23 protein-coding genes and 1 tRNA gene are annotated in these 21,493 nt (G+C 65.0%); 12 read left to right on the top strand and 12 right to left on the bottom strand.

Annotated elements, in window-relative coordinates; genetic code table 11:
* The first annotated feature begins 12 nt into the window (after positions 1-12).
* On the top strand, positions 13-531 hold the full coding sequence (locus G404_RS0109470) for a sterol desaturase family protein (protein WP_028640866.1): 519 nt from the start codon (positions 13-15) through the stop codon (positions 529-531).
* Here G404_RS0109470 and G404_RS0109465 read toward each other — a convergent pair.
* Genes G404_RS0109465 through G404_RS20605 form a run of 8 tightly spaced genes read right to left on the bottom strand, consistent with a single transcriptional unit; the run spans position 528 to position 4,078 of the window.
* Entirely contained in the window at positions 528-1,337 is an 810-nt protein-coding gene (locus G404_RS0109465) for an MOSC domain-containing protein (protein ID WP_028640865.1), read from the bottom strand. The two genes, G404_RS0109470 and G404_RS0109465, sit on opposite strands and share 4 nt — an antisense overlap.
* A 3-nt stretch (positions 1,338-1,340) precedes the next feature.
* Positions 1,341-1,751 carry a SufE family protein gene (locus G404_RS0109460; RefSeq protein WP_028640864.1) on the bottom strand — a complete coding sequence of 137 codons (411 nt, stop codon included), beginning with the start codon at positions 1,749-1,751 and terminating at the stop codon, positions 1,341-1,343.
* A 58-nt stretch (positions 1,752-1,809) separates the two neighbouring features.
* Positions 1,810-2,052 carry a hypothetical protein gene (locus G404_RS0109455; RefSeq protein WP_028640863.1) on the bottom strand — a complete coding sequence of 81 codons (243 nt, stop codon included), beginning with the start codon at positions 2,050-2,052 and terminating at the stop codon, positions 1,810-1,812.
* Positions 2,053-2,079: 27 nt separating this feature from the next.
* Positions 2,080-2,355, bottom strand: coding sequence for a hypothetical protein (locus G404_RS0109450; RefSeq protein WP_028640862.1), 276 nt, complete (start codon positions 2,353-2,355; stop codon positions 2,080-2,082).
* 30 nt (positions 2,356-2,385) lie between these two features.
* The gene (gene pspC, locus G404_RS0109445; RefSeq protein ID WP_028640861.1) at positions 2,386-2,769 is read right to left on the bottom strand and encodes an envelope stress response membrane protein PspC; all 384 of its coding nucleotides are present in this window, start codon (positions 2,767-2,769) and stop codon (positions 2,386-2,388) included.
* Positions 2,766-3,074 carry an envelope stress response membrane protein PspB gene (pspB, locus tag G404_RS0109440; RefSeq protein ID WP_028640860.1) on the bottom strand — a complete coding sequence of 103 codons (309 nt, stop codon included), beginning with the start codon at positions 3,072-3,074 and terminating at the stop codon, positions 2,766-2,768. The genes pspC and pspB overlap by 4 nt, the downstream gene beginning before the upstream one ends.
* Before the next feature lie 3 nt (positions 3,075-3,077).
* On the bottom strand, positions 3,078-3,905 hold the full coding sequence (pspA, locus tag G404_RS18680) for a phage shock protein PspA (protein ID WP_051280463.1): 828 nt from the start codon (positions 3,903-3,905) through the stop codon (positions 3,078-3,080).
* A complete protein-coding gene (locus G404_RS20605; RefSeq protein ID WP_169719695.1) occupies positions 3,902-4,078 on the bottom strand; it encodes a hypothetical protein in 177 nt (58 codons plus the stop codon). The genes pspA and G404_RS20605 overlap by 4 nt, the downstream gene beginning before the upstream one ends.
* A 172-nt stretch (positions 4,079-4,250) precedes the next feature.
* Between G404_RS20605 and pspF the strand changes: the two genes are divergently transcribed.
* Complete coding sequence (gene pspF, locus G404_RS0109425; protein ID WP_028640859.1) at positions 4,251-5,270, top strand: phage shock protein operon transcriptional activator; 1,020 nt, start codon at positions 4,251-4,253, stop codon at positions 5,268-5,270.
* Between the two features lie 4 nt (positions 5,271-5,274).
* Positions 5,275-6,348 (top strand): DNA replication/repair protein RecF, encoded by a 1,074-nt coding sequence (recF, locus tag G404_RS0109420; RefSeq protein WP_028640858.1) that lies wholly within the window; start codon positions 5,275-5,277, stop codon positions 6,346-6,348.
* A gap of 3 nt (positions 6,349-6,351) precedes the next feature.
* Here recF and G404_RS0109415 read toward each other — a convergent pair whose 3' ends face one another.
* Positions 6,352-7,077 carry an arylesterase gene (locus G404_RS0109415; protein WP_028640857.1) on the bottom strand — a complete coding sequence of 242 codons (726 nt, stop codon included), beginning with the start codon at positions 7,075-7,077 and terminating at the stop codon, positions 6,352-6,354.
* Positions 7,078-7,151: 74 nt separating this feature from the next.
* On the opposite strand from G404_RS0109415, the gene G404_RS0109410 reads away from it, so the two are divergent.
* Together G404_RS0109410 and G404_RS0109405 are read left to right on the top strand one after the other, a co-directional pair.
* Positions 7,152-7,823, top strand: a complete 672-nt coding sequence (locus tag G404_RS0109410) for an ABC transporter ATP-binding protein (RefSeq protein ID WP_036520986.1) — start codon at positions 7,152-7,154, stop codon at positions 7,821-7,823.
* On the top strand, positions 7,820-10,375 hold the full coding sequence (locus G404_RS0109405) for an ABC transporter permease (protein WP_028640855.1): 2,556 nt from the start codon (positions 7,820-7,822) through the stop codon (positions 10,373-10,375). The genes G404_RS0109410 and G404_RS0109405 overlap by 4 nt, the downstream gene beginning before the upstream one ends.
* Here G404_RS0109405 and G404_RS0109400 read toward each other — a convergent pair.
* The gene (locus G404_RS0109400) at positions 10,372-10,791 is read right to left on the bottom strand and encodes a DUF805 domain-containing protein (protein WP_245584469.1); all 420 of its coding nucleotides are present in this window, start codon (positions 10,789-10,791) and stop codon (positions 10,372-10,374) included. The genes G404_RS0109405 and G404_RS0109400 overlap by 4 nt on opposite strands.
* Positions 10,792-11,109: 318 nt before the next feature.
* Here G404_RS0109400 and typA point away from each other — a divergent pair, with 318 nt between their 5' ends.
* Positions 11,110-12,954 (top strand): translational GTPase TypA, encoded by a 1,845-nt coding sequence (typA, locus tag G404_RS0109395; protein WP_028640853.1) that lies wholly within the window; start codon positions 11,110-11,112, stop codon positions 12,952-12,954.
* 47 nt (positions 12,955-13,001) lie between these two features.
* Here typA and G404_RS0109390 read toward each other — a convergent pair whose 3' ends face one another.
* Entirely contained in the window at positions 13,002-13,184 is a 183-nt protein-coding gene (locus G404_RS0109390; protein ID WP_156906259.1) for a hypothetical protein, read from the bottom strand.
* Positions 13,185-13,502: 318 nt separating this feature from the next.
* Between G404_RS0109390 and G404_RS0109380 the strand changes: the two genes are divergently transcribed.
* Both G404_RS0109380 and G404_RS0109375 read left to right on the top strand, forming a co-directional pair.
* Positions 13,503-15,998, top strand: a complete 2,496-nt coding sequence (locus G404_RS0109380) for a TonB-dependent receptor (protein WP_028640851.1) — start codon at positions 13,503-13,505, stop codon at positions 15,996-15,998.
* Between the two features lie 145 nt (positions 15,999-16,143).
* Positions 16,144-17,349: a glycosyltransferase family 4 protein gene (locus G404_RS0109375; protein WP_051280461.1), complete on the top strand. Its 1,206-nt coding sequence runs from the start codon at positions 16,144-16,146 to the stop codon at positions 17,347-17,349.
* Here G404_RS0109375 and G404_RS0109370 read toward each other — a convergent pair.
* Complete coding sequence (locus G404_RS0109370) at positions 17,346-18,014, bottom strand: PadR family transcriptional regulator (protein WP_084601216.1); 669 nt, start codon at positions 18,012-18,014, stop codon at positions 17,346-17,348. The two genes, G404_RS0109375 and G404_RS0109370, sit on opposite strands and share 4 nt — an antisense overlap.
* A 101-nt stretch (positions 18,015-18,115) precedes the next feature.
* On the opposite strand from G404_RS0109370, the gene G404_RS0109365 reads away from it, so the two are divergent.
* The 4 genes from G404_RS0109365 to G404_RS0109345 form a co-directional block, all read left to right on the top strand.
* A complete protein-coding gene (locus tag G404_RS0109365; RefSeq protein WP_028640848.1) occupies positions 18,116-19,447 on the top strand; it encodes a replication-associated recombination protein A in 1,332 nt (443 codons plus the stop codon).
* Positions 19,444-20,316: a hypothetical protein gene (locus tag G404_RS0109360; protein ID WP_028640847.1), complete on the top strand. Its 873-nt coding sequence runs from the start codon at positions 19,444-19,446 to the stop codon at positions 20,314-20,316. The genes G404_RS0109365 and G404_RS0109360 overlap by 4 nt, the downstream gene beginning before the upstream one ends.
* A 25-nt stretch (positions 20,317-20,341) precedes the next feature.
* A tRNA-Thr gene (locus G404_RS0109355) sits at positions 20,342-20,417 on the top strand.
* Between the two features lie 888 nt (positions 20,418-21,305).
* Positions 21,306-21,493, top strand: a 188-nt coding sequence (locus G404_RS0109345) for a transposase (RefSeq protein WP_028640845.1), incomplete at its 3' end; no start/stop codon positions are given.

Genomic DNA, 21,493 nt, shown 5'->3' with positions numbered 1-21,493 from the left:
AGCCCGCCCGTCATGGTTACACAGATCCTTGTCCGCGCCGCGATTGTCCTGGCCGCCACCCTTGCGATGGAACTGATCGCCTGGGGCAGCCACAAATATATCATGCACGGCTTTGGCTGGGGCTGGCACCGCGATCACCACGAACGCCACGATGGCTTTTTCGAAAAGAACGATCTGTATGCCGTGGCCGGCGCGGCGCTGTCGATTTCATGCTTCATGATCGGCAGCCCGCTGGTGGCAGGTACCGCCGCGTGGTGGCCCGCAACCTGGATCGGGCTGGGCGTGATGGCCTATGGCGTGATCTATACGCTGATCCACGACGGCATCGTGCACCAGCGCTGGTTCCGCTATGTCCCGCGCGGCGGATATCCGATGCGGCTGGTCCAGGCGCACAAGCTGCACCATGCGACCGAGGGCAAGGAAGGCGGCGTCAGCTTCGGCTTTGTCTTTGCGCGCGATCCCAAAGTTCTGAAGCGCGAACTGAAGGCCCAGCGCGAGGCGGGCGTGGCGCGCGTGCGCGACGCGATCTAGGCCACAACCTCGACCGCATCGCCCACAGCGATCACCCCCGTGCCATCGGGTATCGCATTCTGGCCAAAGATCGGTTCGGGGCGCGGGCCGGGTTTGACGCGGCCCATCGCCTTCAGCGTGCGCAGCGGCTCCAGTGTTCCGGTGCCGGCCCCGGTATCGGGGTCTTGCGTGGTCATGACGCAGCGGGTGCAGGGTTTGGCCACGCGCAAGGTCAGCGCGCCGATACGCAGCACGCGCCAAGCGTCTTCGGCAAAGGCGGCCGGCGCACCGGACAGCACCACATTGGGCCGGAACCGCGCCATGGTGATCGGGTCGGCGAGTTCGCGATTGAGCGCATCGAGCGATTCGACGGTGGTTACCAGCAATGGAAACCCGTCGGCAAAGCTGACCTGATCGCTTGGCCGCGCATAGCGCCCATCGATCGCACGCAGCACCCGGTCGGGCATGTGTACCAGCCGGACGGGCCGGGCAAAGATGGCCGACAGCCACTGCGCCGCCGCATCGCCCGCGTCGCTGGCAATGACGGTGTCGTCCCACACCCGCACCGCCATGTGCGGCGGCGTTGCGGGTTCGGTCACCGTCAGCGTCCCGGCATCGCGATGCGTCAGCACCAGGCCATGTGGGGCGGTATCGGCATGGACCTGTGCCATCGCCGGCACTTCGCGCCGGGTCAGAAACCGTCCTTCGGGCGTAACCATCATCCAGCGGCGATCGCCGGCCAGACCGCGCGGTTCGACGCGGGCCTGCGTCAGATCATTGCCGCCGAACGATTTGACCGGATAGCGATGCAGGCTGACGATCCGCACCGGTCAGGCGCCCGCGATGCGGGCCGCATGGTCGCGCACCAGCGCGATCATGTTGGGCAGCCCCTGGGTGCGGTTCGATGACAGCTGGCGTTTAAGGTCAAACCGGTCGAGCGTGGCGGCTATGTCGGTGGCGGCCACTTCGGCTGCCGGCCGGTCCTGCACTGCGGCCAGCACCAGTGCGACAATCCCCTTGGTGATCGCGGCATTGCTGTCGGCCAGGAAATGCAGGGCATCGTCCTGCCCCTCGATCGGATAGACCCACACGCTGGCCGAACAGCCGCGCACCAGCGTGGCATCGGTTTTCAGCGCATCGGGCATGGGTTCCAGATCGCGGCCAAGCTCGATCAGCAGGCGATAGCGATCATCGCCATCGAGGAATTCATATTCGTCGTGAATGTCGTCAAGTGTGCGCATCGTCCCGCCCTAGCGCATCGGGCAAATCGGTGGGAACCGGTTTTTTGGGCCACGCCGGTCACCGATCGCGCAGCGCATCGATCTCGTGCGCCAGATCGCGGCTGCTGCGGTTTTCGGTCACGATCCGTTCGAGCACCGCGATCCGGCTGTTCAACGCGGCGACTTCACGGGCCAGCGCGGCGTTTTCGGTGTGGTCGCCGCGCAGCGCTTCGATCTTGGCCAGCGCGGTATAGCGTGTGCGAAGCGTGCGCGATCCGACCACAAGCGCCACGATCAGCACGATATAGAACATATGGTCCATGGCAGAACAATCCTGATCCGGGTGAACCTATTGCAGCTTCTTGCCCGGCGCATCGGCGGTTTCTTCACCGCGCAGCGCCTCGATCTCGTGGGCCAGGCTGGTGCCGCGATCGGTCAGAATGCGTTCAAGCACGCGCACCCGTTCTTCCAGCCGCTCGGTATGGGCGGCATATTGCGCGGCCTTTTCCGCCGTGGCCTGGGCGCGGATTTCCTCGATGCGCCGCTGGTGCTTGGTCCAGATCGCAAAGCCCCCCAGCATAAACGGCGCAAGCGGGATCAACAGGGCAAGAGTACCGGCATCCATGATCGTATTCCCCCGGAAAAAAATCCTGGCTTAGCGCAGTTCTTCGATTTCTGCGGCAAGACGCGGATTGGATGAAACATAGTAGGCTTCGACTTCGGCCAGGCGCCGATCGAGATCGCGGAACTGGGCGCGCACTTCGCGGGCGGTACGGGCGGGTGACTGACGCACACCCTGCCAGAATTTCTGTTCCTCGACATCGGCATACAGACTTTGCGGCTTGTTTTCCGCCAGGAAACCCAGCGCAAAGTACAAGATCACGGTCGGTCCGCCGCCGATGCCCGACAACGTCAGCACCACAAAGGCCAGCCGGATCCACAACACTTCGATCCCGATATAGTCGGCAATACCGGCGCAGACCCCCATGAATTTGCCATTGGCCTTGTCACGGTAGAATTTGGTGCGGTGGCGGTTCATCGTCCGGCTCCCTTCTTGGCGGCAAGCATGCGTTCGAGTTCGGTCATCGGTTCACCCGCTTCGGCTGCGGCGCTGCGGCCCAGCGGACGGAAATCTGGGTGGTCGGCTGCAACCAGGCGTTCCACCGTGGTCATGCGATCCTCCAGGCGGCGCGCCAGACGGTAAAGTTCGTCGAGCAGCGCCTCGTCCCCGGTGGTCAGCGTGGCCGCGGTTTTCCACTTGGTGACATAATGGAGGATAATCCACGGCAGGAAGATGAACAGCGAAACAACGCAGATCAGCCCCATAAGATCGCCAAATTCCATGGTTCAACCCTCTGCGCTGGTGGTGTGGGCGGTGTCCGGCTTGGCCAGCGCGCGTTTCATCGCCGCCAGTTCCTCGTCGATCTTGTCTTCACCGGCCAACGCCGCGATCTCGTCGGCAAGCGTCGGCTTGGCCCCGGCCAGGTTCAGCGCATCGGCGCGGCCTTCGGCATCATCGACCCGGCGTTCCAGGTGGTCAAACCGGGCCAGCGCTTCATCGACACGTTCGCTGGTCATCAGCTGGCGCAGGCGCACCCGGTTTTCCGCCGATTCAAGCCGCGCGGCGATGACACCCTGGCGGCTGCGCGCTTCGCGCAGGCGGGTCTGCAGCTTTTCGATATCGGTTTCGTACGCACGCAGCGAATCCGACAGGATGCCGATTTCGGTGCGCAATTGCGCCGCCATTTCGCCGGCCTTCTTCTTTTCGAGCAGGGCCGCGCGGGCCAGGTCTTCGCGGTCCTTTGACAGCGCCAGCTGCGCCTTGTCGGCCCAATCGGCCTGCAGCCGGTCAAGCTTGTCGACGTGGCGTTGCATTTCCTTTTGATCGGCAATGCTGCGCGCGGCCGAGGCCCGCACTTCGACCAGCGTTTCCTCCATTTCCAGGATGATCATGCGGATCATCTTGACCGGGTCTTCGGCGCGGTCGATCAGGTCGGAAAAATTGGCGGCGATGATATCGCGGGTGCGCGAAAAGATACCCATGGGCAAGGCTCCGTAGCTGGGGGATCGGGTCGGGGTTGTGGCCGCGCCTGACGCACCGTGATCGATAATGCCATGCTGCCTTGCGGCGATGGCGCGATCAAGTCGCGAAAGCGGGGATTGCGGGGCGGTCATGCGAGTTCACCGGTAATGGCCGCAGGGCTGGCCACAACATGCGGGGCAAACGCGCTGTGATCAAACGCAGCGGGGCGCGAGATCGCCACGCCGCTCAGCGCCGCCAGCGCCAGAATGCTGGCAACGGCAGCACGGCCAAGCGGCGAAGCGATAAAGCGGGCGGTATCAGTCACGGCGTATCTCCTGATTGAAACAGGGGGAGCCCCCGGCGGGGCCATGCCAATGTGTTTGCACGAGCCGTGCCAAACCCGAAAAAGCGCGCGATTGCGCCATTTGGCACGGCGAACGGCCCATTCGATATGGGAAATATTGCCCAATCTTGGGAAAATCTGCTATTCCTTGGCAATGGATCGCACGACCCAACTGATCGGCCAGGCCAGCCCCTTTCTCGACGCGGTCGAACGCGCCAGCCGCGCCGCGCCCCTGCGCCGTCCGGTGCTGGTGATTGGCGAACGCGGCACCGGCAAGGAACTGATTGCCGAACGGCTGCACCACCTGTCGACCCGTTGGCAGGAACCGCTGGTTACGATGAATTGCGCAGCCCTTCCCGAAACGCTGATCGAGGCCGAACTGTTCGGGCACGAAGCAGGCGCGTTCACCGGCGCATCGCGCGCCCGCGCCGGCCGGTTTGAAGAGGCGGACCGCGGCACGCTGTTCCTTGACGAACTGGGCACTTTGTCGATGGCAGCGCAGGAACGGCTGTTGCGCGTGGTGGAATATGGCGAAGTGTCGCGCATCGGATCGTCGCGCCCGATCCGCGTCGATGTGCGGATCGTGGCCGCCACCAACGAGGATTTGCCGCGGATGGCCGCCACCGGGCGGTTTCGCCCCGACCTGCTCGACCGGTTGAGCTTTGAAGTGATCACCCTGCCCCCGTTGCGCGTGCGCGAAGGCGATATCGCGGTGCTGGCCGACCATTTCGGGCGCCGCATGGCGGCAGAGCTGGGCCGGGACACCTGGCCGGGATTTTCCGATGCGGTGTGCACCGCGCTGGAAACCCATGGCTGGCCCGGCAACGTGCGCGAATTGCGCAACGTGGTCGAACGCGCGGTCTATCGCTGGGACGACGCCGAAAGCCCGGTGGGCGCGGTGCAGTTCGACCCGTTCGACAGCCCGTGGAAGCCCGTCGGGCCGTCGCACGCGGCGCCCGACACGCCTGCCGCGCCACGCGCTGCGCCCGCACCTGCGCCGCTTGATACCGTGACCGACTTGCGCACTGCGGTCGATGCCCACGAACGCGCGATCATCGAACACCACCTGGCCAAGGCGCGCTACAACCAGCGCCAGACTGCCAAGGCGCTGGGCCTGAGCTATGACCAGTTGCGCCATGCGCTGCGCCGTCACGGCCTGATTGACCGGGCCTGACCCTTTGGCGCTGACCCGGCTGACATTGCGCGATTTTCGCAACCATGCCGCGACCCGGCTGGATGCGACGGCGACATTCAACGTGCTGACCGGTGAAAACGGGGCGGGCAAGACCAATGTGCTTGAAGCGATCAGCCTGCTGGCCCCCGGAAGGGGGTTGCGCCGCGCACAAGTGGCCGAAATGGCCGCCGCGCATGGCCAGGGCGGGTTTGCCATCGCGGCGGAACTCGAAGGCGGCGCGCTGGCGCTGAGCACGGCCACCACGCCCGACAGCCCGAACCGCCGCAGCGTGCGGATCAATGGCGCCGAAGGGCCCACCAACCGCCTGGCCGAATGGCTGGCGATGACTTGGCTGACCCCGGCGATGGACCGGCTGTTTGCCGAAGGCGCAGGCGCCAGGCGGCGGTTTCTTGACCGGCTGGTGCTGGCGGAACAGCCGGGCCATGCACGCCTTGCCACGCGTTACGAAACCGCGCTGCGCGAACGCAACCGCCTGCTGGCCGATCCGGCCGAGCCCGATCCGGTGTGGCTCGATGCGCTGGAGCGGCAACTGGCCGAGGCGGGGGCCGCGATGGCGCTGGCCCGCCGCACGCTGGTGCAACGTCTCGACACGGCGATTGCCGCCGAACCCGAAGGGCCATTTGCGCGCCCCCTGCTGGCCTATGCCGGCGACACCCCCGACCGGGCCGATGCGCTGGCTGCGCTGCTGCGCGAAGGCCGACGCCGCGACCGCGCCGCCGGGCGCACGCTGACCGGCCCGCATCGCGACGATCTGGCGGTGACGATGGCAGCCAAGAACGCCTCTGCCGCACAATGTTCGACCGGCGAACAAAAAGCGATGCTGATCAGCATCGTGCTGGCGCATGCCGGGCTGGGCGACACCGACCGCCCGCGCCTGCTGCTGCTTGACGAAATTGCCGCACATCTCGATCCGCTGCGCCGCGCCGCGCTGTATGACCGGCTGGCCGCGTCGGGCGCGCAAGTGTGGATGACGGGCACCGAACCCGCGCCGTTCGTGGACCTGCCCGCGCCCGCGGCGTTCTGGCAGGTGGTCGATGGGCGCGTGGAGCGGGGCTAGGCGTCAGGGCTTGGCGGCGGCCCGCAACGCCTGCGCCACCGCAGGCTCGGTCGCCCTGACAATCGCTGCCACCCCGGCACGATTGGGGTGGATATGGTCATCGAGCAGCAGGTCGTTCTTGCCCATGACGGGCGCCAGGAAAAACGGCACCAGCGGCGCCTGATGCGCCTTGGCCAGATCGGGCCAGATCGGGTTGAACGCCGCGGTGTAGTCCGCACCCAGATTGGGCGCAGCAAGCATGCCGGTCAGCATGACGGGAATGTGGCGCGCCTCGATCGCGGTGACGATGGCCTGCATATTGGCGCGTGTCTCCTGGGGCGGCAGTCCACGCAACATGTCGTTGCCGCCCAGCCCGACCATCACCAGCGCCGGCTTTTGCGGCTGGTTGTCGAGTGTAAAGGCCAGCCGCTGCCGCGCCGCCGACGTCGTATCGCCCGACACCCCGCCATTGACCACACGCGCCGCCACGCCTGCCCGATTGAGCGCATCCTGCAATTGCGCAGGGTAGCTGTCATCGGGATTGAGCCGGTATCCGGCATAAAGGCTGTCGCCAAAGGCCAGGATGACCGGGGCGCCCGCAGGCACAACCGGGCGCGGCGCGGCGGGTGCGCTGTCGGCGGGGCCAACCATCGCCGCATCGGGGGCATCGCGCCCTTCTTCACGCGGCGGGGCAGCGTGGCAGGCGGCAAGCCCCAGCGCGATTATCGGAACCAGACGGTGCAATCGCATGAAAGGCCTTCTCGGGAAGCTTGCGGTGTGTTGCCTATCTATGTCACCACGTCGCAGTGACAAGCACCACCCCCATGATCATTGCGCAAAACCTTGGCCTTGTGCTGGGCGAAGGCGATGCCCGCGTAACCGTGCTCGATGGTGTCGACCTGACCGTGATGGCGGGCGAGACGGTGGCGCTGCTCGGGCCCTCGGGGTCGGGCAAATCGTCGCTGCTGGCGGTGCTGGCCGGGCTGGAACGGGCGCAGGCGGGCACTTTGTCGGTGGCGGGGCAGGATTTTTCCGGCCTGGGCGAAGATGGCCTGGCCACCGCGCGGCGCGGGCGGATCGGCGTGGTGCTGCAGGCGTTTCACCTGCTGCCGACGATGACCGCGCTTGAAAACGTTGCCACCCCGCTCGATCTGGCGGGGATTGACCGCGCCATGCCGCGCGCCCGCGCCGAGCTTGAGGCGGTGGGCCTGGGCCATCGGCTGAACCATTACCCCGCGCAACTGTCGGGCGGTGAACAGCAGCGCGTGGCGATTGCCCGCGCGTTGGCGCCCGCGCCGCTGCTGCTGTTTGCCGACGAACCCACCGGCAACCTGGATCATGCCACAGGCGACGCCGTGGCCGACCTGCTGTTTGATCGCGCCAGGGCGGCCCGCGCCACGCTGATCATGGTTACGCACGACGAGGCGCTGGCGCGGCGGTGCGGCCGGGTGATCCGGTTGGCCGACGGGCGTGTGATCAGCGACAGCATGGCATGACCGCGCGGCTGTCGTGGCGCACGGCCTGGCGGATCGCGCGGCGCGGGCTCGACTGGCGCTTTTCAGGGCTGCGCCTGCTGATCGTGTGTCTGGTGCTGGGCGCGGCGGCGCTGTCGGCCATCGGCACGCTGACCGGCGCGATCGACCATGAACTGACCACGCGCGGCGCACAGATGCTGGGCGGCGATGCCGAATTCGCCATTGCCGCGCGCCCCGCCAGCACGCAGGAATACGACGCAATTGCGCGCGCCGGGCGCGTCTCGGCCGGGGTGCGCATGCAGGCCATGGCGCAAAAGGCGGGCGGCGACGGCAGCGCGGTACCGATCGAACTGAAAGCGGTCGACGCGCGCTGGCCCTTGTATGGCACGTTCACGCTGGCTGCCCCCGATGGCAGTACCCGCCGCGCCGGCGCGCCACCGGGCATGACCGCGTGGATCGCGCCCGGCGTGGCCGATCGGCTGGGCGTGGCGCCGGGCGATCACTTGCGCATCGGCGCGGCCGATCTGGTGATCGGCGGGGTGATCGCCGACGAACCCGACCGCATGGGCGAAGGATTTGCGCTGGGGCCGACGGTGATCGTCAGCAGCGCGGCGCTGGCGCAAAGCGGGCTGGTGTCAACCGGCACCCTGGCACGGTGGAAATACCATGTGCGCATGGCGCCCGAGGCCAGGCCGCAACGCGCGATCGATGCGTTCAAGGCCGCGTTTCCGGCGTCGGGCTTTGAATTCCGCACGCGCGATCGCGCATCGCCGATGCTCGACCGGTTTGTGTCGCGCATGGGCCAATTCCTGGGGCTGGTGGCGTTGGCCGCGCTGGCGATTGCCGGAATCGGGATCGGCAACGGCGTGACCGGGTTTCTCGAGGCGCGGCGCGGGACGATTGCCACGCTGAAGATTCTGGGCGCGACCGGCCCCGATATAACGCGCATTTTCGCAATCCAGATCGTGCTGGCGAGTGGTGTGGCGATTGCGCTGGGGCTGTTGATCGGCCTGGCTGCGACACCCTTGATCGCGCTGGCGCTGAGCGGCGTGCTGCCGGTGGCGGCGGGGCTGGTGGTCGATCCCGCCGCGCTGGCCATCGCCGCGGCGCAAGGGTTGCTGATCGCGATGACGTTTGCCGCACCGCCGTTGCTGCGCGCGCAGGCCTTTCCCGCGATGGCGCTGCTGCGCGCGCGGGTGTCGCCTTTGGCGCAGCCGTGGCGCGCGCTGGCGGTGCCGGTGGGCGGCGGGCTGGCCGGGATTGTGGCGCTGGCGGTGCTGCCCGCGCAACAGCCGGTGCTCGCGCTGGGCTTTCTGGGTGGGGCCGCGGCGCTGTTTGCGGTGCTTGGCCTGGTCGGCTGGGGCCTGACCCGGCTGGCGGCGCGCATGCCGCGTCCGCGCGGCACCGTGGCGCGCATGGCGCTGGCCAATCTGCATCGGCCCGGCGCACAGACACCCGCGCTGGTGGTGGCGCTGGGCTTTGCATTGGCGGCGTTTGTCGTGCTGGCGGGTGTCGAATCGAGCCTGGATGGCAATATCGCACAGCGGGTGCCGGCGCGCGCGCCCGACTATTTCGTGCTGGATGTACCACGCGACAAAGCCGCCGAATTTCACACCGTGGTCACGCGTATCGCACCCGGTGCCACGGTGCGCACCGTGCCGGCGATGCGCGGATCGATCCTGGCCTATGGCCCGGCGGCGCATATGACGCGCGTGGCCGATCTCAAGGTGATCCCCGACGATGCCTGGGCGCTGCGCGGCGATCGCGGGCTGACCTATGCCGATACCGTGCCACAGGGCAATGTGGTGACCGCCGGGCGCTGGTGGCCGCGGAACTATGCCGGGCCGCCACAGGTGTCGATCGACGAAAACCTGGCCAAAGTGCTGAACCTGCACCTGGGCGACAGGCTGACCATTGCACTGTTGGGGGTGGAACGCAGTGCCACGATTGCCAGTTTCCGGCGGATCGACTGGGATTCGTTCGGGTTCAACTATGTGCTGGTGTTCAGCCCCGACGCGATTGCCGATGCCCCGCACAATCTGGCCGCCACGATCGAATTGCCGGCCGCTGCGCGCACCGCGCCGGTGCGCCGCGCGATCCTGTCGACGCTGGTGCGCGCGCTGCCGTCAAGTTCGGTGATCGAGGTCGGCCCGGTGCTGGGCCAGGCGCGCACATTGCTGGCGCAAGTCGGCGCCGCGGTGCTGGCCGCAGCCTCGGTCGCGGTGCTGGCGGGCCTGGCCGTGCTGGCCGGCGCGATCGCCGCACAACGCGCCAGCCGCCAGTATGACACGGTGGTCCTGCGGGTGCTGGGGGCAAGCCGGGGTCAATTGCTGATGCTGGTGGTGGCCGAATACGGGCTGTTGTCGGTGCTGCTGGGCGCGATCGCGCTGGCGCTGGGCACGGCCACCGCCTGGGCGGTGGTGGTGCAACTGTTCGGCTTTGCCTGGTTGCCCGACTGGCGCCTGATTGCGGGCGTGCTGGCGATCGGACTGGCACTGGTCATGGCGCTGGCGCTGGGCGGGTCGCTGTCGATCCTGCGAACCCGCCCGGCGCGTGCGCTGCGCGAGCTTTAGCGGAACACGTCCGAGTTGTAAGGATCGCGCGGATCTGCGCCATACTGGTTGGGGCCGCGCGTGCCTTCAAGCAGCATGAAGATAAACAGGATCAGCCCGCCCGCATAAGGGATCAGACCCAGCAGGACAAACCAGCCCGATTTGTCCTGATCGTGAAACCGGCGCACCTGGACCGCCAGCGACGGAATGATGGTGGCCAGCGCAAAGATCACCAGCAGACCCACCATGACGATCCCGACCACCGGAACCGAAGCATCAGTCGACGTATCGCCGCTTGCTGCCCTGGCGATGAAAAAGACCGCCGCCGCGCCACCCAGAACCAGATAGACCAGCATGTTGAACAGGAAAAACATCCAGTATTCCTGCCGACCCGAACGACCCGAAAATTCGGCATAGCGCCGATATGGCATTATCATCCATTCCATGACTGTGTCCCCCCTGGCGCCTGCCGATCAGACGCGTGGCACGATTAGGCCAGAACCGACTTTGTCGGGCAAGCCCTTCGTGTCGAACCGTCACGTCACGGTTGCAAAAGCTGCACGCAAAAGCTGCACTTGCCGCAGCGCACACAAAACGGTATGGGCCCGCCCAACGAGGCGCTTCGCGCCGACGATACGTATGGGGCCCCGCCGTGATGGAAGGCCTGCCTGACGCATCATCGGCATCGCATGCGTCATGCGAAGCCCAACCATACCCCGGCATCCAACCGCCGCCTTTTGCGAAAGCCTTTTACGATGTCCAGCGCCCTGCGCAATATCGCGATCATCGCCCACGTCGACCATGGCAAGACCACGCTCGTCGACCAGTTGTTCCGCCAGTCGGGCACGTTTCGCGAAAACCAGCGGGTTGAAGAACGCGCGATGGATTCGAACGACCTGGAAAAGGAACGCGGGATCACCATCCTGGCCAAGTGCACCTCGGTCGAATGGGAACACCCGGTCACGGGCGAAATGACCCGGATCAACATCGTCGACACCCCCGGCCACGCCGACTTCGGCGGCGAAGTCGAACGCATCCTGAGCATGGTCGACGGCGTGATCCTGCTGGTCGACAGCTCCGAAGGCGCGATGCCGCAGACCAAGTTCGTCACCGGCAAGGCGCTGGCGCTGGGGCTGAAGCCGATCGTGGTGGTCAACAAGATCGACCGCGCCGACGGCCGCCCGCAAGAAGTGCTCGACGAAGTGTTCGACCTGTTCGTAGCGCTCGAAGCCAATGACGAACAGCTTGAATTCCCCGTGCTTTATGCCTCGGGCCGCAATGGCTATGCCAGCGAAGACCAGGAAGCGCGCGAAGGCGACCTGACCCCGCTGTTCGAAAAGATCGTCAGCCACGTGTCGGCGCCCAACCTCGATGTCGATGCGCCGTTCAGCTTTCTTGCCACGCTGCTCGATCGCGACAACTTCATGGGCCGCGTGCTGACCGGCCGCGTCCAGTCGGGCAAGATCCGCGTCAACCAGCCGATCCACGCGCTCGATCGCGACGGCAAGGTGATCGAAGTGGGCCGCGCGTCCAAGCTGATGTCGTTCCAGGGTCTGGAACGCGTGCCCGTCGACGAAGCACAGGCCGGTGACATCATCGCGCTGGCGGGTCTGGAAAAGGCAACCGTGGCGCACACCATCGCCGACCAGAGCGTGACCACCGCGATCTATTCGCAGCCGATCGATCCGCCGACGCTGGCCATGCGGTTTGCCGTCAACGACAGCCCGTTTGCGGGCCGCGAAGGCGACAAGGTGACCAGCCGCATGATCCGCGATCGCCTGATGCGCGAATCCGAAACCAACGTCGCCATCCGCGTCACCGAAAGCGCCGACAAGGACAGCTTTGAAGTGGCCGGGCGCGGCGAATTGCAGCTGGGCGTGCTGATCGAAACGATGCGCCGCGAAGGCTTTGAACTGGGCATCAGCCGCCCGCGCGTGCTGTTTGATACCGATGAAAAGGGCGCCCGCACCGAACCGTACGAAACCGTGCTGATCGATGTCGACGACGAATATTCGGGCACGGTTGTCGAAAAGATGCAGCGCCGCAAGGCCGAACTGACCGACATGCGTCCGTCGGGTGCGGGCAAGACGCGCATCACCTTTTCGGCCCCTTCGCGCGGCCTGATCGGCTATCACGGCGAATTCCTGTCCGACACGCGCGGCACCGGGATCATGAACCGCCTGTTCGAAAAGTACGGTCCGCACAAAGGCGCGATCGAAGGCCGCCAGAACGGCGTGCTGATCTCGAACTCGACGGGCGAAGCGGTCGGTTATGCGCTGAACAGCCTGGAAGAGCGCGGCGTGCTGTTCGTGTCCCCGCAGGAAAAGGTTTACGAGGGCATGATCATCGGCGAAAATGCCAAGCCCGACGATCTGGAAGTGAACCCGCTGAAATCCAAGCAGCTGACCAACTTCCGCTCGACCGGCAAGGATGACGCGATCCGCCTGACCCCGCCGCGGGTCATGACGCTGGAACAGGCCATCGCCTATATCGACGACGATGAAATGGTCGAAGTGACGCCGCAGTCGATCCGCCTGCGCAAGGCGATCCTTGACCCGAACGAACGCAAGAAGGCCGGCCGCAAAAAAGAAGCAGCCTGATCAAAGTAACCGCGCCCGCCCACCGGCGGGCGCGATCTTTTTCCCGGTCAGCCCACAACCCCCAGCGCGCGCAGCGCGGTGCCAAATGGCCCGCTGGCCGCGACTGCGGCCCTGGCGACCGTTGACACCGCACCGCCTGCCGCCGCGCCGTGACGGTGATGCGCCGCGCTGCGGGTCAGATCATGGAGCGCGGCTGCGGCCGGTCCTGGGGTGTGCGGGATCGTCGCCATATCATTCTCCTGCAGATATCGGCGTTTGACCGGTATCGGCCCTGGCAAAAGCACATCCGCCAATCGCAGGACGGCGGCTGCCATCGCGGTTTAAGCGCCGTTGCGCGCGCCTGTGGCCAATTTGCCCCACCGGGCGCCCCGATCGTTGCAGCGCAGCAAATTGTCATGTTTGTGTTCATCGCGCATTTCCGCGCCTTTGGCGGCAGTTCTTGCGCAATAACGGCGCCAAACATTGCCAAGATGAATCAATTCGAAACACAATTGTCACGCCGGTTTGTCAGGCGGTTTGCAACATGACCGCTTCAGCAGGGGACTGACATGCAACGCCTTCGACTTCGCCACGCGGCATTTGCCGGTACCGCCATTGTCCTGTGCCTTGGCATCGCAGCGCCCGCCCTGGCCGAAGATGCGCCCGCCACGGCCGCGCCCAGTGCCGCCGGTGCCGACAACACTGTCCGCAACAATGACGAGATCGTCGTCAGCGCAACGCGGGTGAACAAGGAAACACCGATCACCTCGTCGTTGCACACGGCCGAACCCCAATCGATCATCACCCGCACGATCATCGAGGATTCGGTTTCCAAGACCACCGATTTCATGTCGATCGCGGCGCTGTCGCCGGGTGCATCTACCACCAATCTGGGCAATGGCCCGGGCTTTGGCGATGCCAAGCTGACCTTGCGCGGATTCAGCGACGGCCATTACAACATTACCATCGATGGCATTCCGTTCGGCGATTCCAACGATCCGACCCACCATTCGACCGCCTATTTCCCTGACGGCACCTATGACCGGATCATTGTCGACCGGGGCCCCGGCTATGCCACCGATCTGGGTCAGGCAAGCTATGGCGGCAATGTCCACCTGATCTCGCGCACCCCCGACGACAATTTCGGCGGCGAATTCATCGGGCTTTATGGCAGCTACAATTCCAGCCTCGAACGCTTCACGATCAATTCGGGCAAGATCGCAAAGCTGGGCGATCTGAAAATCATCGCAGTCGGCGAACACAAGAAGACCGACGGCGCGCTGACCGGTTTGCCGGGCGAATGGTACAATGGTTTTATCAAGGGCGAGGCCAATCTTGGCAGCAACGCCAAGCTGACGCTGCTCAGCACGTACAACCATTCGATCCTGTACCAGCCCGACAGTTCGAGCGGTGCCAGTTGCTTCGTCAACGAAGCCGGCACGCCGGCCAATGCGCCCAGCAAAGTCTCGGCCAGCGATTGCCAGCCAGGTTCGCAGATCGGCACCTATGGCCTCAACTATGCCGCGCTGACCCCGGCGCAGGCGGCGACATCGGCCTGGCCTGCAGCGCGCAACGACTGGAACTGGCAGGACAAGGCGACAGATTTCGAAATCGCGCGGCTGCAATGGGATATCACCCCATGGCTGCACCTCGATAACAAGACCTACACCTACTTCTACAAGAACTTCACATTCGAAGCAGACAACGTCGGCACGCCCTGCACCACTGTCACGGCCACCACCTGCGGCAATCAGACCACGTATGCCGCGCAGGCCGTCAATCCGCACACCGGGTTTCTGGCGCCCGCATCACCCGTGGCCGGCGACATCCCCGGCCACTCCAAACTGAACCAGTATCGCCAGATCGGCGACGTGCTGGAACTCGATGCCAAGACCGGCATCGGCACTGCCAAGGCAGGGTTCTGGTACGAACATTCGCGTTCGCACCGGCTGGGCTACGACTACGATCTGACGTTGCTGTCGGCCGCCGGCGGCCTGGGCGCCGATTACCTGAATTTCGCAATTGCCAATTCGGGACCCTACTGGAACTACAACAAGAAGGACGGCGCGACCAATATCGAAAGCAATGGCACCCCGGTACCGCTGTACCTTTCGTACGACGAACACACCGGCTGGGAACAATACCAGGGCTTTGGCGAATTTGAATTCAAGCTGCTGAATGACACCCTGACCGTAACGCCCGGGGTAAAGGTGCAAAGCTTTACCCGCAGCTCGGCCACCCCGCTGGCCACACAATCGGCGCGCGAAGGCCTGTTTGCCAGCGAAACCTACAAGCCGACGCTGCCCTATTTCACGGCCAATTACCTGATCAGGCCAAACCTTTCGATCTATGCGCAATATGCCAAGGGCTTTTTGATCCCCGCACTCAGCGCCAGTCTTGAGGCCGTGACCAGCACCGGCGGCAATCTGCTGCCCCAGACCCCGACCCCGACCCGCACGACCAATTATCAGGCCGGTCTGGTGTTTTCCGGCGAACGGGTCAATTTCGACGGCGACGTCTATTATGTGCAGGCCAGCAATTCGACCTATACCGATCCGTCGCAGCCTGGCATCGTGATCCAAAGCGGCAATCCGGCCACCTATTCCGGGGTCGAGGCGCAGTTGAGCGTGGTGCTGATCAAGGGCCTGACCGCGATTGCCAACGGCCAGATCGGCAAGGCCAGCGACGATGTCACCCATCTGTGGCTGCCCAGTGTGCCCAACTACAACGCGCTGCTGGGTGCGGTGTACCGCAGCGGCGATTTCAAGCTGAGCTACCTGCACAAGTTCACCGGCCACCAATATGCCAAATCTCTGGTCTATGCGGCGGGCGTGAACGAAAGCTACGAATTGCCCGGCTACAGCACCGGAACCGCTGTCGCCAGCTATACCTGGCAGCAGTTTACGCTTGGCGCGTCGGTTGACAACGTGTTCAACTCTCGCCCGACCACGTCGATCGGCCTGGGTGCCTATCGGCCCGCCAACAACACGTTCGATCCGGTCGGGACCTATTACACGTTCCAGTCGCCGCGCACTGTGCAGGTCAGCATCAAGTACAAATTCTGAACGCCGGGTTCGAACAAGCAGCCTGCAGGGCCGGGCCGCGCAAGCGGCCCGGTTCCGATCGGTCACGTTTGCAACCCCACAATATGCTGCCGCGCGTTTGCGACAAGCACGCGACAAACCGGATGCTTCCGGTTATGGGCGCTCGATGTCCTTGCCACTGACCAATTCCGCAGCGCCAGCAACCTCCGCCACCCAGCCCGACCTGTCGGCACTGCGCGTCGCGCTGTTCAGCGGCAATTACAACTATGTGCGCGACGGCGCCAACCAGGCGCTGAACCGGCTGGTTGGCCATCTGCTGCGCCAAGGTGCCGCGGTGCGGGTCTATTCGCCGGTGGTGGCCGAACCCGCGTTTGCGCCGACCGGCGATCTGGTCGGGCTGCCGTCGGTGGCGCTGCCCGGCCGCAGCGAATATCGGCTGCCGATGGCCCTGGGGCCCACGGCCCGCCGCGATCTGGCGGCATTCAAGCCCAATGTGGTACATGTATCGTCACCCGATGTGGCGGGCCACCGCGCGGTGTCGTGGGCACGCGGACGGCACCTGCCGGTGCTGGCCAGCGTACACACGCGGTTTGACACCTATCCGCGCTATTACAACATGGCATGGATCGAACCGGTGCTGACCGCGATGCTGCGCCGGTTTTATCGCCGGTGCGATGCGCTGGTGGCACCATCGGAATCGATGGCGCAAGTGCTGCGCGATCAGCGCATGAATTACGACATTTCGCTGTGGTCGCGCGGCGTCGATCGTGACACGTTCAACCCCGGACGGCGCGATGCGGCCTGGCGCCAGTCGCTCGGCATCGCCGATGACGAAGTGGTGATCGGATTTCTGGGCCGGCTGGTCATGGAAAAGGGCCTCGACGTGTTTGCCGACACCATCGATGATCTGACCCGGCGCGGCTTTGCCCACCGGGTGATCGTGATCGGCGAAGGCCCGGCGCGCGCCTGGTTCGAGGCGCGGTTGCCACAGGCGGTGTTCGTGGGGTTTCAGGGCGGGTCAGACCTGGGCCGCGCGGTGGCTTCGATGGATGTGCTGTTCAATCCGTCGGTCACCGAAACCTTCGGCAATGTCACGCTTGAGGCAATGGCCTGCGCGTTGCCGGTGGTGGCGGCCGAGGCGACCGGCAGCGAAAGCCTGGTTGAAAACCACGTCAACGGTCGGCTGATCCGCCCCGGCGCGATCCATTCGTTTGCCGAAGCCTTGCGCGCCTATCTGGTCGATCCCGACTTGCGCGCGCGCCACGGCAGGGCCGGCGAAGCGCGCGCGCACGATTTCAGCTGGGACCGCATCAACCAGGCCGTGGCCGACACGTATGTCCGCCTGATCCGCCAGAAACAGGCATCGCGTTAAAGCCGTTCGATCTGCCTGGCCGCCTCGTCCAGGATATCGGCGATGCGATGCGCCACGCTGTCGTCGAAAGCGGCCGAAAACACCCGGCCGCGTAAAGCCAGTTTCAGATTGGCCATTGCGCGCATGATCGACGGGCTGGCTTCGCGCCCGGTCGCTTCGCCCAGCGCCTGCAACCGCGCGGTGATGGCCGCGATGTCGTCGGCCTTGGCCGCGATTTCAGCCAGGCCAGCCTCGGTCGCGACAAACGCACGTCGTGCGCCTTCGCCAGGCGCCTCGGCAATCAGGCCTTCGTCCACCAGCAGCGATAGCGTGGGATAGACCACCCCCGGGCTGGGCGCATAGGCCCCACCGGTCAGGGCCTCGACCGCGCGGATCAGGTCATAGCCGTGGCGCGCCTCGGCCCCCAGCAGGCTGAGCAGCAGCAGACGCAATTCACCCTGGCCAAACATGCGCCCCCCACGGCCCCGGCCGCCGCGACCATGGCCATGGCCGCGCACCTCACCCTCAAAACTGTCGCCAAACCCGCCATGCCGGCCGAACGGGCCACCATGGCCCATGCCGCGCATGAAGCCTTTGGCGAACAACCGCGCGCCACGCCCCATCCTGTGCGCACGGGGCCCGGCGTCCTGCGGGTCATCGCACGACCGGTATCTTTTGAACCGCATGTCTTGTCCTTTCGATTCGATGCGTCTAAGATATATCTTTTAATCAGCACGACAAGACTCCGGTGATAATTTTCGCGAAGGCCGCTATAGCGGCTGCGACCATGGCCGATCTGTTTGCCCCACCCCCGTCCGACGGCACCGCAATGCACGCGACTGCCACACCCGACCAGGAACCGCTGGCCGAACGCCTGCGCCCGAAATCGCTGACCGAAATCATCGGCCAGGACCATCTGACCGGGCCCGACGGCGCGATCGGACGCATGGTGGCGGCGGCCAAATTGTCGTCAATGATCCTGTGGGGACCGCCCGGCACCGGCAAGACCAGCATTGCCCGGCTGCTCGCCGATGCGGTGGGCATGCGCTATGTGTCGATCAGCGCGGTGTTTTCGGGCGTTGCCGATTTGCGCAAGGCCTTTGCCGAGGCCGAAAGCATGGCCGGCCTGGGCCGCCGGACGCTGTTGTTCGTGGACGAAATCCACCGTTTCAACCGTGCGCAGCAGGACGGCTTTCTGCCTTATGTCGAACGCGGCACGGTCACGCTGATCGGGGCAACCACCGAAAACCCCAGCTTTGCGCTGAACGCGGCATTGCTCAGCCGCGCGCAAGTGCTGATCCTCCACCGGCTCGATCCCGCAGCGCTGGGCCAGTTGCTGGCCCGCACCGAAGAGGTAACGGGCGTGCCCCTGCCGCTGACGCCTGCGGCGCGCGATGCGCTGATCGCGTCGGCCGATGGCGACGGCCGGTTCCTGATCAACCAGGCCGAGATGCTGCTCGACGTGTCGTTGCCCGCGCCACTCGATCCGGCAGACCTGTCGAAATTCCTGATGCGGCGCATGGCGGTCTACGACAAGGACCGCGACGGGCATTACAATCTGATTTCGGCGCTGCACAAATCGTTGCGCGGTTCGGACCCGCAGGCAGCGCTCTATTACCTGGCCCGCATGCTGACCGCGGGAGAAGACCCGCTGTTTGTCCTGCGCCGCCTGGTGCGCTTTGCCAGCGAGGATATCGGCCTGGCCGATCCGCAGGCGCTGATCCAGTGCCTGGCCGCCAAAGACGCCTATGACTTTCTGGGCAGCCCCGAAGGCGAACTGGCGATCGTGCAGGCCTGCCTCTATTGCGCGACCGCCCCCAAATCGAACGCAGCCTACAAAGCGCAAAAGGCCGCTTTTGCCGCGGCACGCGAAACCGGATCGCTGGCGCCGCCGTCCAATATCCTCAATGCGCCGACAAAGCTGATGAAGGATATCGGCTATGGCGCGGGCTATGCGTATGACCACGATGCGCCCGATGGCTTTTCGGGGGCGGATTACTGGCCCGAGGGCATGGCGCGCCAGACCTTCTATCGCCCGGTCGAACGCGGTTTCGAACGCGAAGTGATCCGACGCCTTGAATGGTGGGACAAGCGCCGCGCCGAGCGGCAGGGCGAATGACAAACGCGCGTTTTCGTCATTTTGCCGCGATTGACTGGTCGGGTGCCGCGGGCGAGCGACATCGCGGGATCGCGATTGCGCTGTGCGGAACCGGCGACGCGGCGCCCAGGGTGGTGCGGCCCGGGCATGTGTGGTCGCGCGCCGAGGTTGTGACGTGGTTGCGCGATGACCTGCCGGCCGACACGCTGGTCGGCATGGACCTTGGCATTTCGCTGCCGTTTGCCGATGCCGGTGCGTTCTTTCCCGGCTGGGACCACAGCCCGGGGCATGCCCACGACCTGTGGGCCATGGTCGATGCCATCGCGGCCGACGATCCGCATCTGGCGGTGTCGAGCTTTGTCGACCACGTGCAGGCGGCGCGCCATTTTCGCCGCCATGGCGGCCGGCAGGGCGACCTGTTCCCCGCAGGACGGGGCCGCATGCGCGTAACCGAACGCGCGCAAGAGGCGATGGGGTGCAAACCCACCTCGAATTTCAACCTGGTCGGCGCAGCGCAAGTCGGCAAATCCAGCCTGACCGGGATGCGGGTGCTGCAAGCATTGCGCGCGCATGTCCCGGTGTGGCCGATCACCCCCCTGCCCGTGGCGGGATCGGTGATCTGCGAAATATACACAACCATCGCCGCGATGGCCGCAGGGCGCAGCGCCGGGCGGTCGAAGATCCGCACCGGGCACGAGCTCGACGCGGCACTTGCGGCACTGCACAGCCGACCCCACGGCCATGTCGGCGCCATCGACGATCACACCAGCGATGCACTGATCACCGCCGCCTGGCTGCGCCATGCAGGCCATGACGCCGCGTTGTGGCACCCGGCCGGCCTGACCGCGCAAATTGCTGCAACCGAGGGCTGGACGTTCGGCGCACGATAAGGCAAGGGGCGGCGGTAACGGATAAGCCGGCTTAGCTCAGTTGGTAGAGCACCTGATTTGTAATCAGGGGGCCAGGGGTTCGAATCCTCTAGCCGGCACCATTTTTCAATGGCTTAGATGATGCTTTGCGCGCTTTAGCGATCCGTTGGCACAGCTAGGCATCACATAGGCATCATGCCCCCCTTTGTCGTTGATCGGACCGCACAATTTTTCGGCAACAGGAATGCCGGGTTAGGTAGAGGGCCTCGCGCGTAATGTTCCGCGAACTACCGCTTGGCCGTCCATGATCAACCTCATCTGCACATTGAAATCATGTTGGCCACCACAGCCTGCCGATCACGGAGCCTGGGTCGTTCAGATCGGCCTGTTGCACCATGCCCATCTCTATGCATGCGCGGGCCCAATTGAAGGCAGGGCCATTCTGTGGACACAACACAGCCCTGATCTCATCTTCGAATGTGATGCCGCGGCACTCAACGTCGGCAATTTTCATATCAAAAGTAGATCGGCGGAATTTCGACCACCAAACTGCTCTTTTATCAGATTGGCAGCGCTCGAGTGCGAAGCAGAGGCATTCCACAAGATAGTCAAGATAACGGTCTGGGCCACCGGGCCCAGCGAAAGCCGAAGGCCCAAACCAAAATGGCATCCGCGTTTGGCTCATTCGTCGCGCACCGCTTCGTTGTTGGAGCACAGATGGGGAGAGTCGGATTCTCGCCGAATCGATTGCAACACTAAACTCAGTCAACACATATTCGACCTACCGCACGGCCGTAGCTATGCTCTAAGCATACCGCGTCGTAACAAAATCCCACACCTGCTCGACCTTGGAAGGTCGCGTCCCGGTACGTGGTGTAGGTTGTGAGGGTAGCGCTGCTGGCCGGACGCGCGCTTTCGATATTGCGCTGTAGCGTCCGGCCAGCAGCGCGGGTGGTCACCGTGATTTTCGGATAGGTTTGGGTTGCGAAGCTCTAACCTGGAGAACCACGATGACCGATTCCCTGATGCACTTGCGCGCGCTTGTCGAGAAGGCCCCCGACGCGGATATTTTGCGCGACATGATCTCGTTTGCCGCCGGTCGGCTGATGGAGATGGAGGTTGGCGGGCTGACAGGCGCTGGTCACGGTGAGAAGTCCGCCGACCGGCTTGTCCAGCGCAACGGCTATCGCGAACGCGA

Origin of the sequence: Novosphingobium acidiphilum DSM 19966 (genome assembly GCF_000429005.1) — a bacterium.
GTDB classification, from domain to species: domain Bacteria; phylum Pseudomonadota; class Alphaproteobacteria; order Sphingomonadales; family Sphingomonadaceae; genus Novosphingobium; species Novosphingobium acidiphilum.
Note: the sequence above shows the minus strand (reverse complement) of the source record. Positions and strands in the feature narration are given on the sequence as shown.

Bases quoted from the DNA above. Each gene is read 5' to 3' on its own strand.
- G404_RS0109470 (WP_028640866.1), top strand. From the start codon at position 13: ATGGTTACACAGATCCTTGTCCGCGCCGCGATTGTCCTGGCCGCCACC.
- G404_RS0109460 (WP_028640864.1), bottom strand. From the start codon at position 1,751: ATGCGCACACTTGACGACATTCACGACGAATATGAATTCCTCGATGGC.
- G404_RS0109455 (WP_028640863.1), bottom strand. From the start codon at position 2,052: ATGGACCATATGTTCTATATCGTGCTGATCGTGGCGCTTGTGGTCGGA.
- G404_RS0109450 (WP_028640862.1), bottom strand. From the start codon at position 2,355: ATGGATGCCGGTACTCTTGCCCTGTTGATCCCGCTTGCGCCGTTTATG.
- pspC (WP_028640861.1), bottom strand. From the start codon at position 2,769: ATGAACCGCCACCGCACCAAATTCTACCGTGACAAGGCCAATGGCAAA.
- pspB (WP_028640860.1), bottom strand. From the start codon at position 3,074: ATGGAATTTGGCGATCTTATGGGGCTGATCTGCGTTGTTTCGCTGTTC.
- pspA (WP_051280463.1), bottom strand. From the start codon at position 3,905: ATGACCGCCCCGCAATCCCCGCTTTCGCGACTTGATCGCGCCATCGCC.
- pspF (WP_028640859.1), top strand. From the start codon at position 4,251: ATGGATCGCACGACCCAACTGATCGGCCAGGCCAGCCCCTTTCTCGAC.
- G404_RS0109415 (WP_028640857.1), bottom strand. From the start codon at position 7,077: ATGCGATTGCACCGTCTGGTTCCGATAATCGCGCTGGGGCTTGCCGCC.
- G404_RS0109410 (WP_036520986.1), top strand. From the start codon at position 7,152: ATGATCATTGCGCAAAACCTTGGCCTTGTGCTGGGCGAAGGCGATGCC.
- G404_RS0109405 (WP_028640855.1), top strand. From the start codon at position 7,820: ATGACCGCGCGGCTGTCGTGGCGCACGGCCTGGCGGATCGCGCGGCGC.
- G404_RS0109400 (WP_245584469.1), bottom strand. From the start codon at position 10,791: ATGATAATGCCATATCGGCGCTATGCCGAATTTTCGGGTCGTTCGGGT.
- typA (WP_028640853.1), top strand. From the start codon at position 11,110: ATGTCCAGCGCCCTGCGCAATATCGCGATCATCGCCCACGTCGACCAT.
- G404_RS0109390 (WP_156906259.1), bottom strand. From the start codon at position 13,184: ATGGCGACGATCCCGCACACCCCAGGACCGGCCGCAGCCGCGCTCCAT.
- G404_RS0109380 (WP_028640851.1), top strand. From the start codon at position 13,503: ATGCAACGCCTTCGACTTCGCCACGCGGCATTTGCCGGTACCGCCATT.
- G404_RS0109375 (WP_051280461.1), top strand. From the start codon at position 16,144: ATGTCCTTGCCACTGACCAATTCCGCAGCGCCAGCAACCTCCGCCACC.
- G404_RS0109370 (WP_084601216.1), bottom strand. From the start codon at position 18,014: ATGCGGTTCAAAAGATACCGGTCGTGCGATGACCCGCAGGACGCCGGG.
- G404_RS0109365 (WP_028640848.1), top strand. From the start codon at position 18,116: ATGGCCGATCTGTTTGCCCCACCCCCGTCCGACGGCACCGCAATGCAC.
- G404_RS0109360 (WP_028640847.1), top strand. From the start codon at position 19,444: ATGACAAACGCGCGTTTTCGTCATTTTGCCGCGATTGACTGGTCGGGT.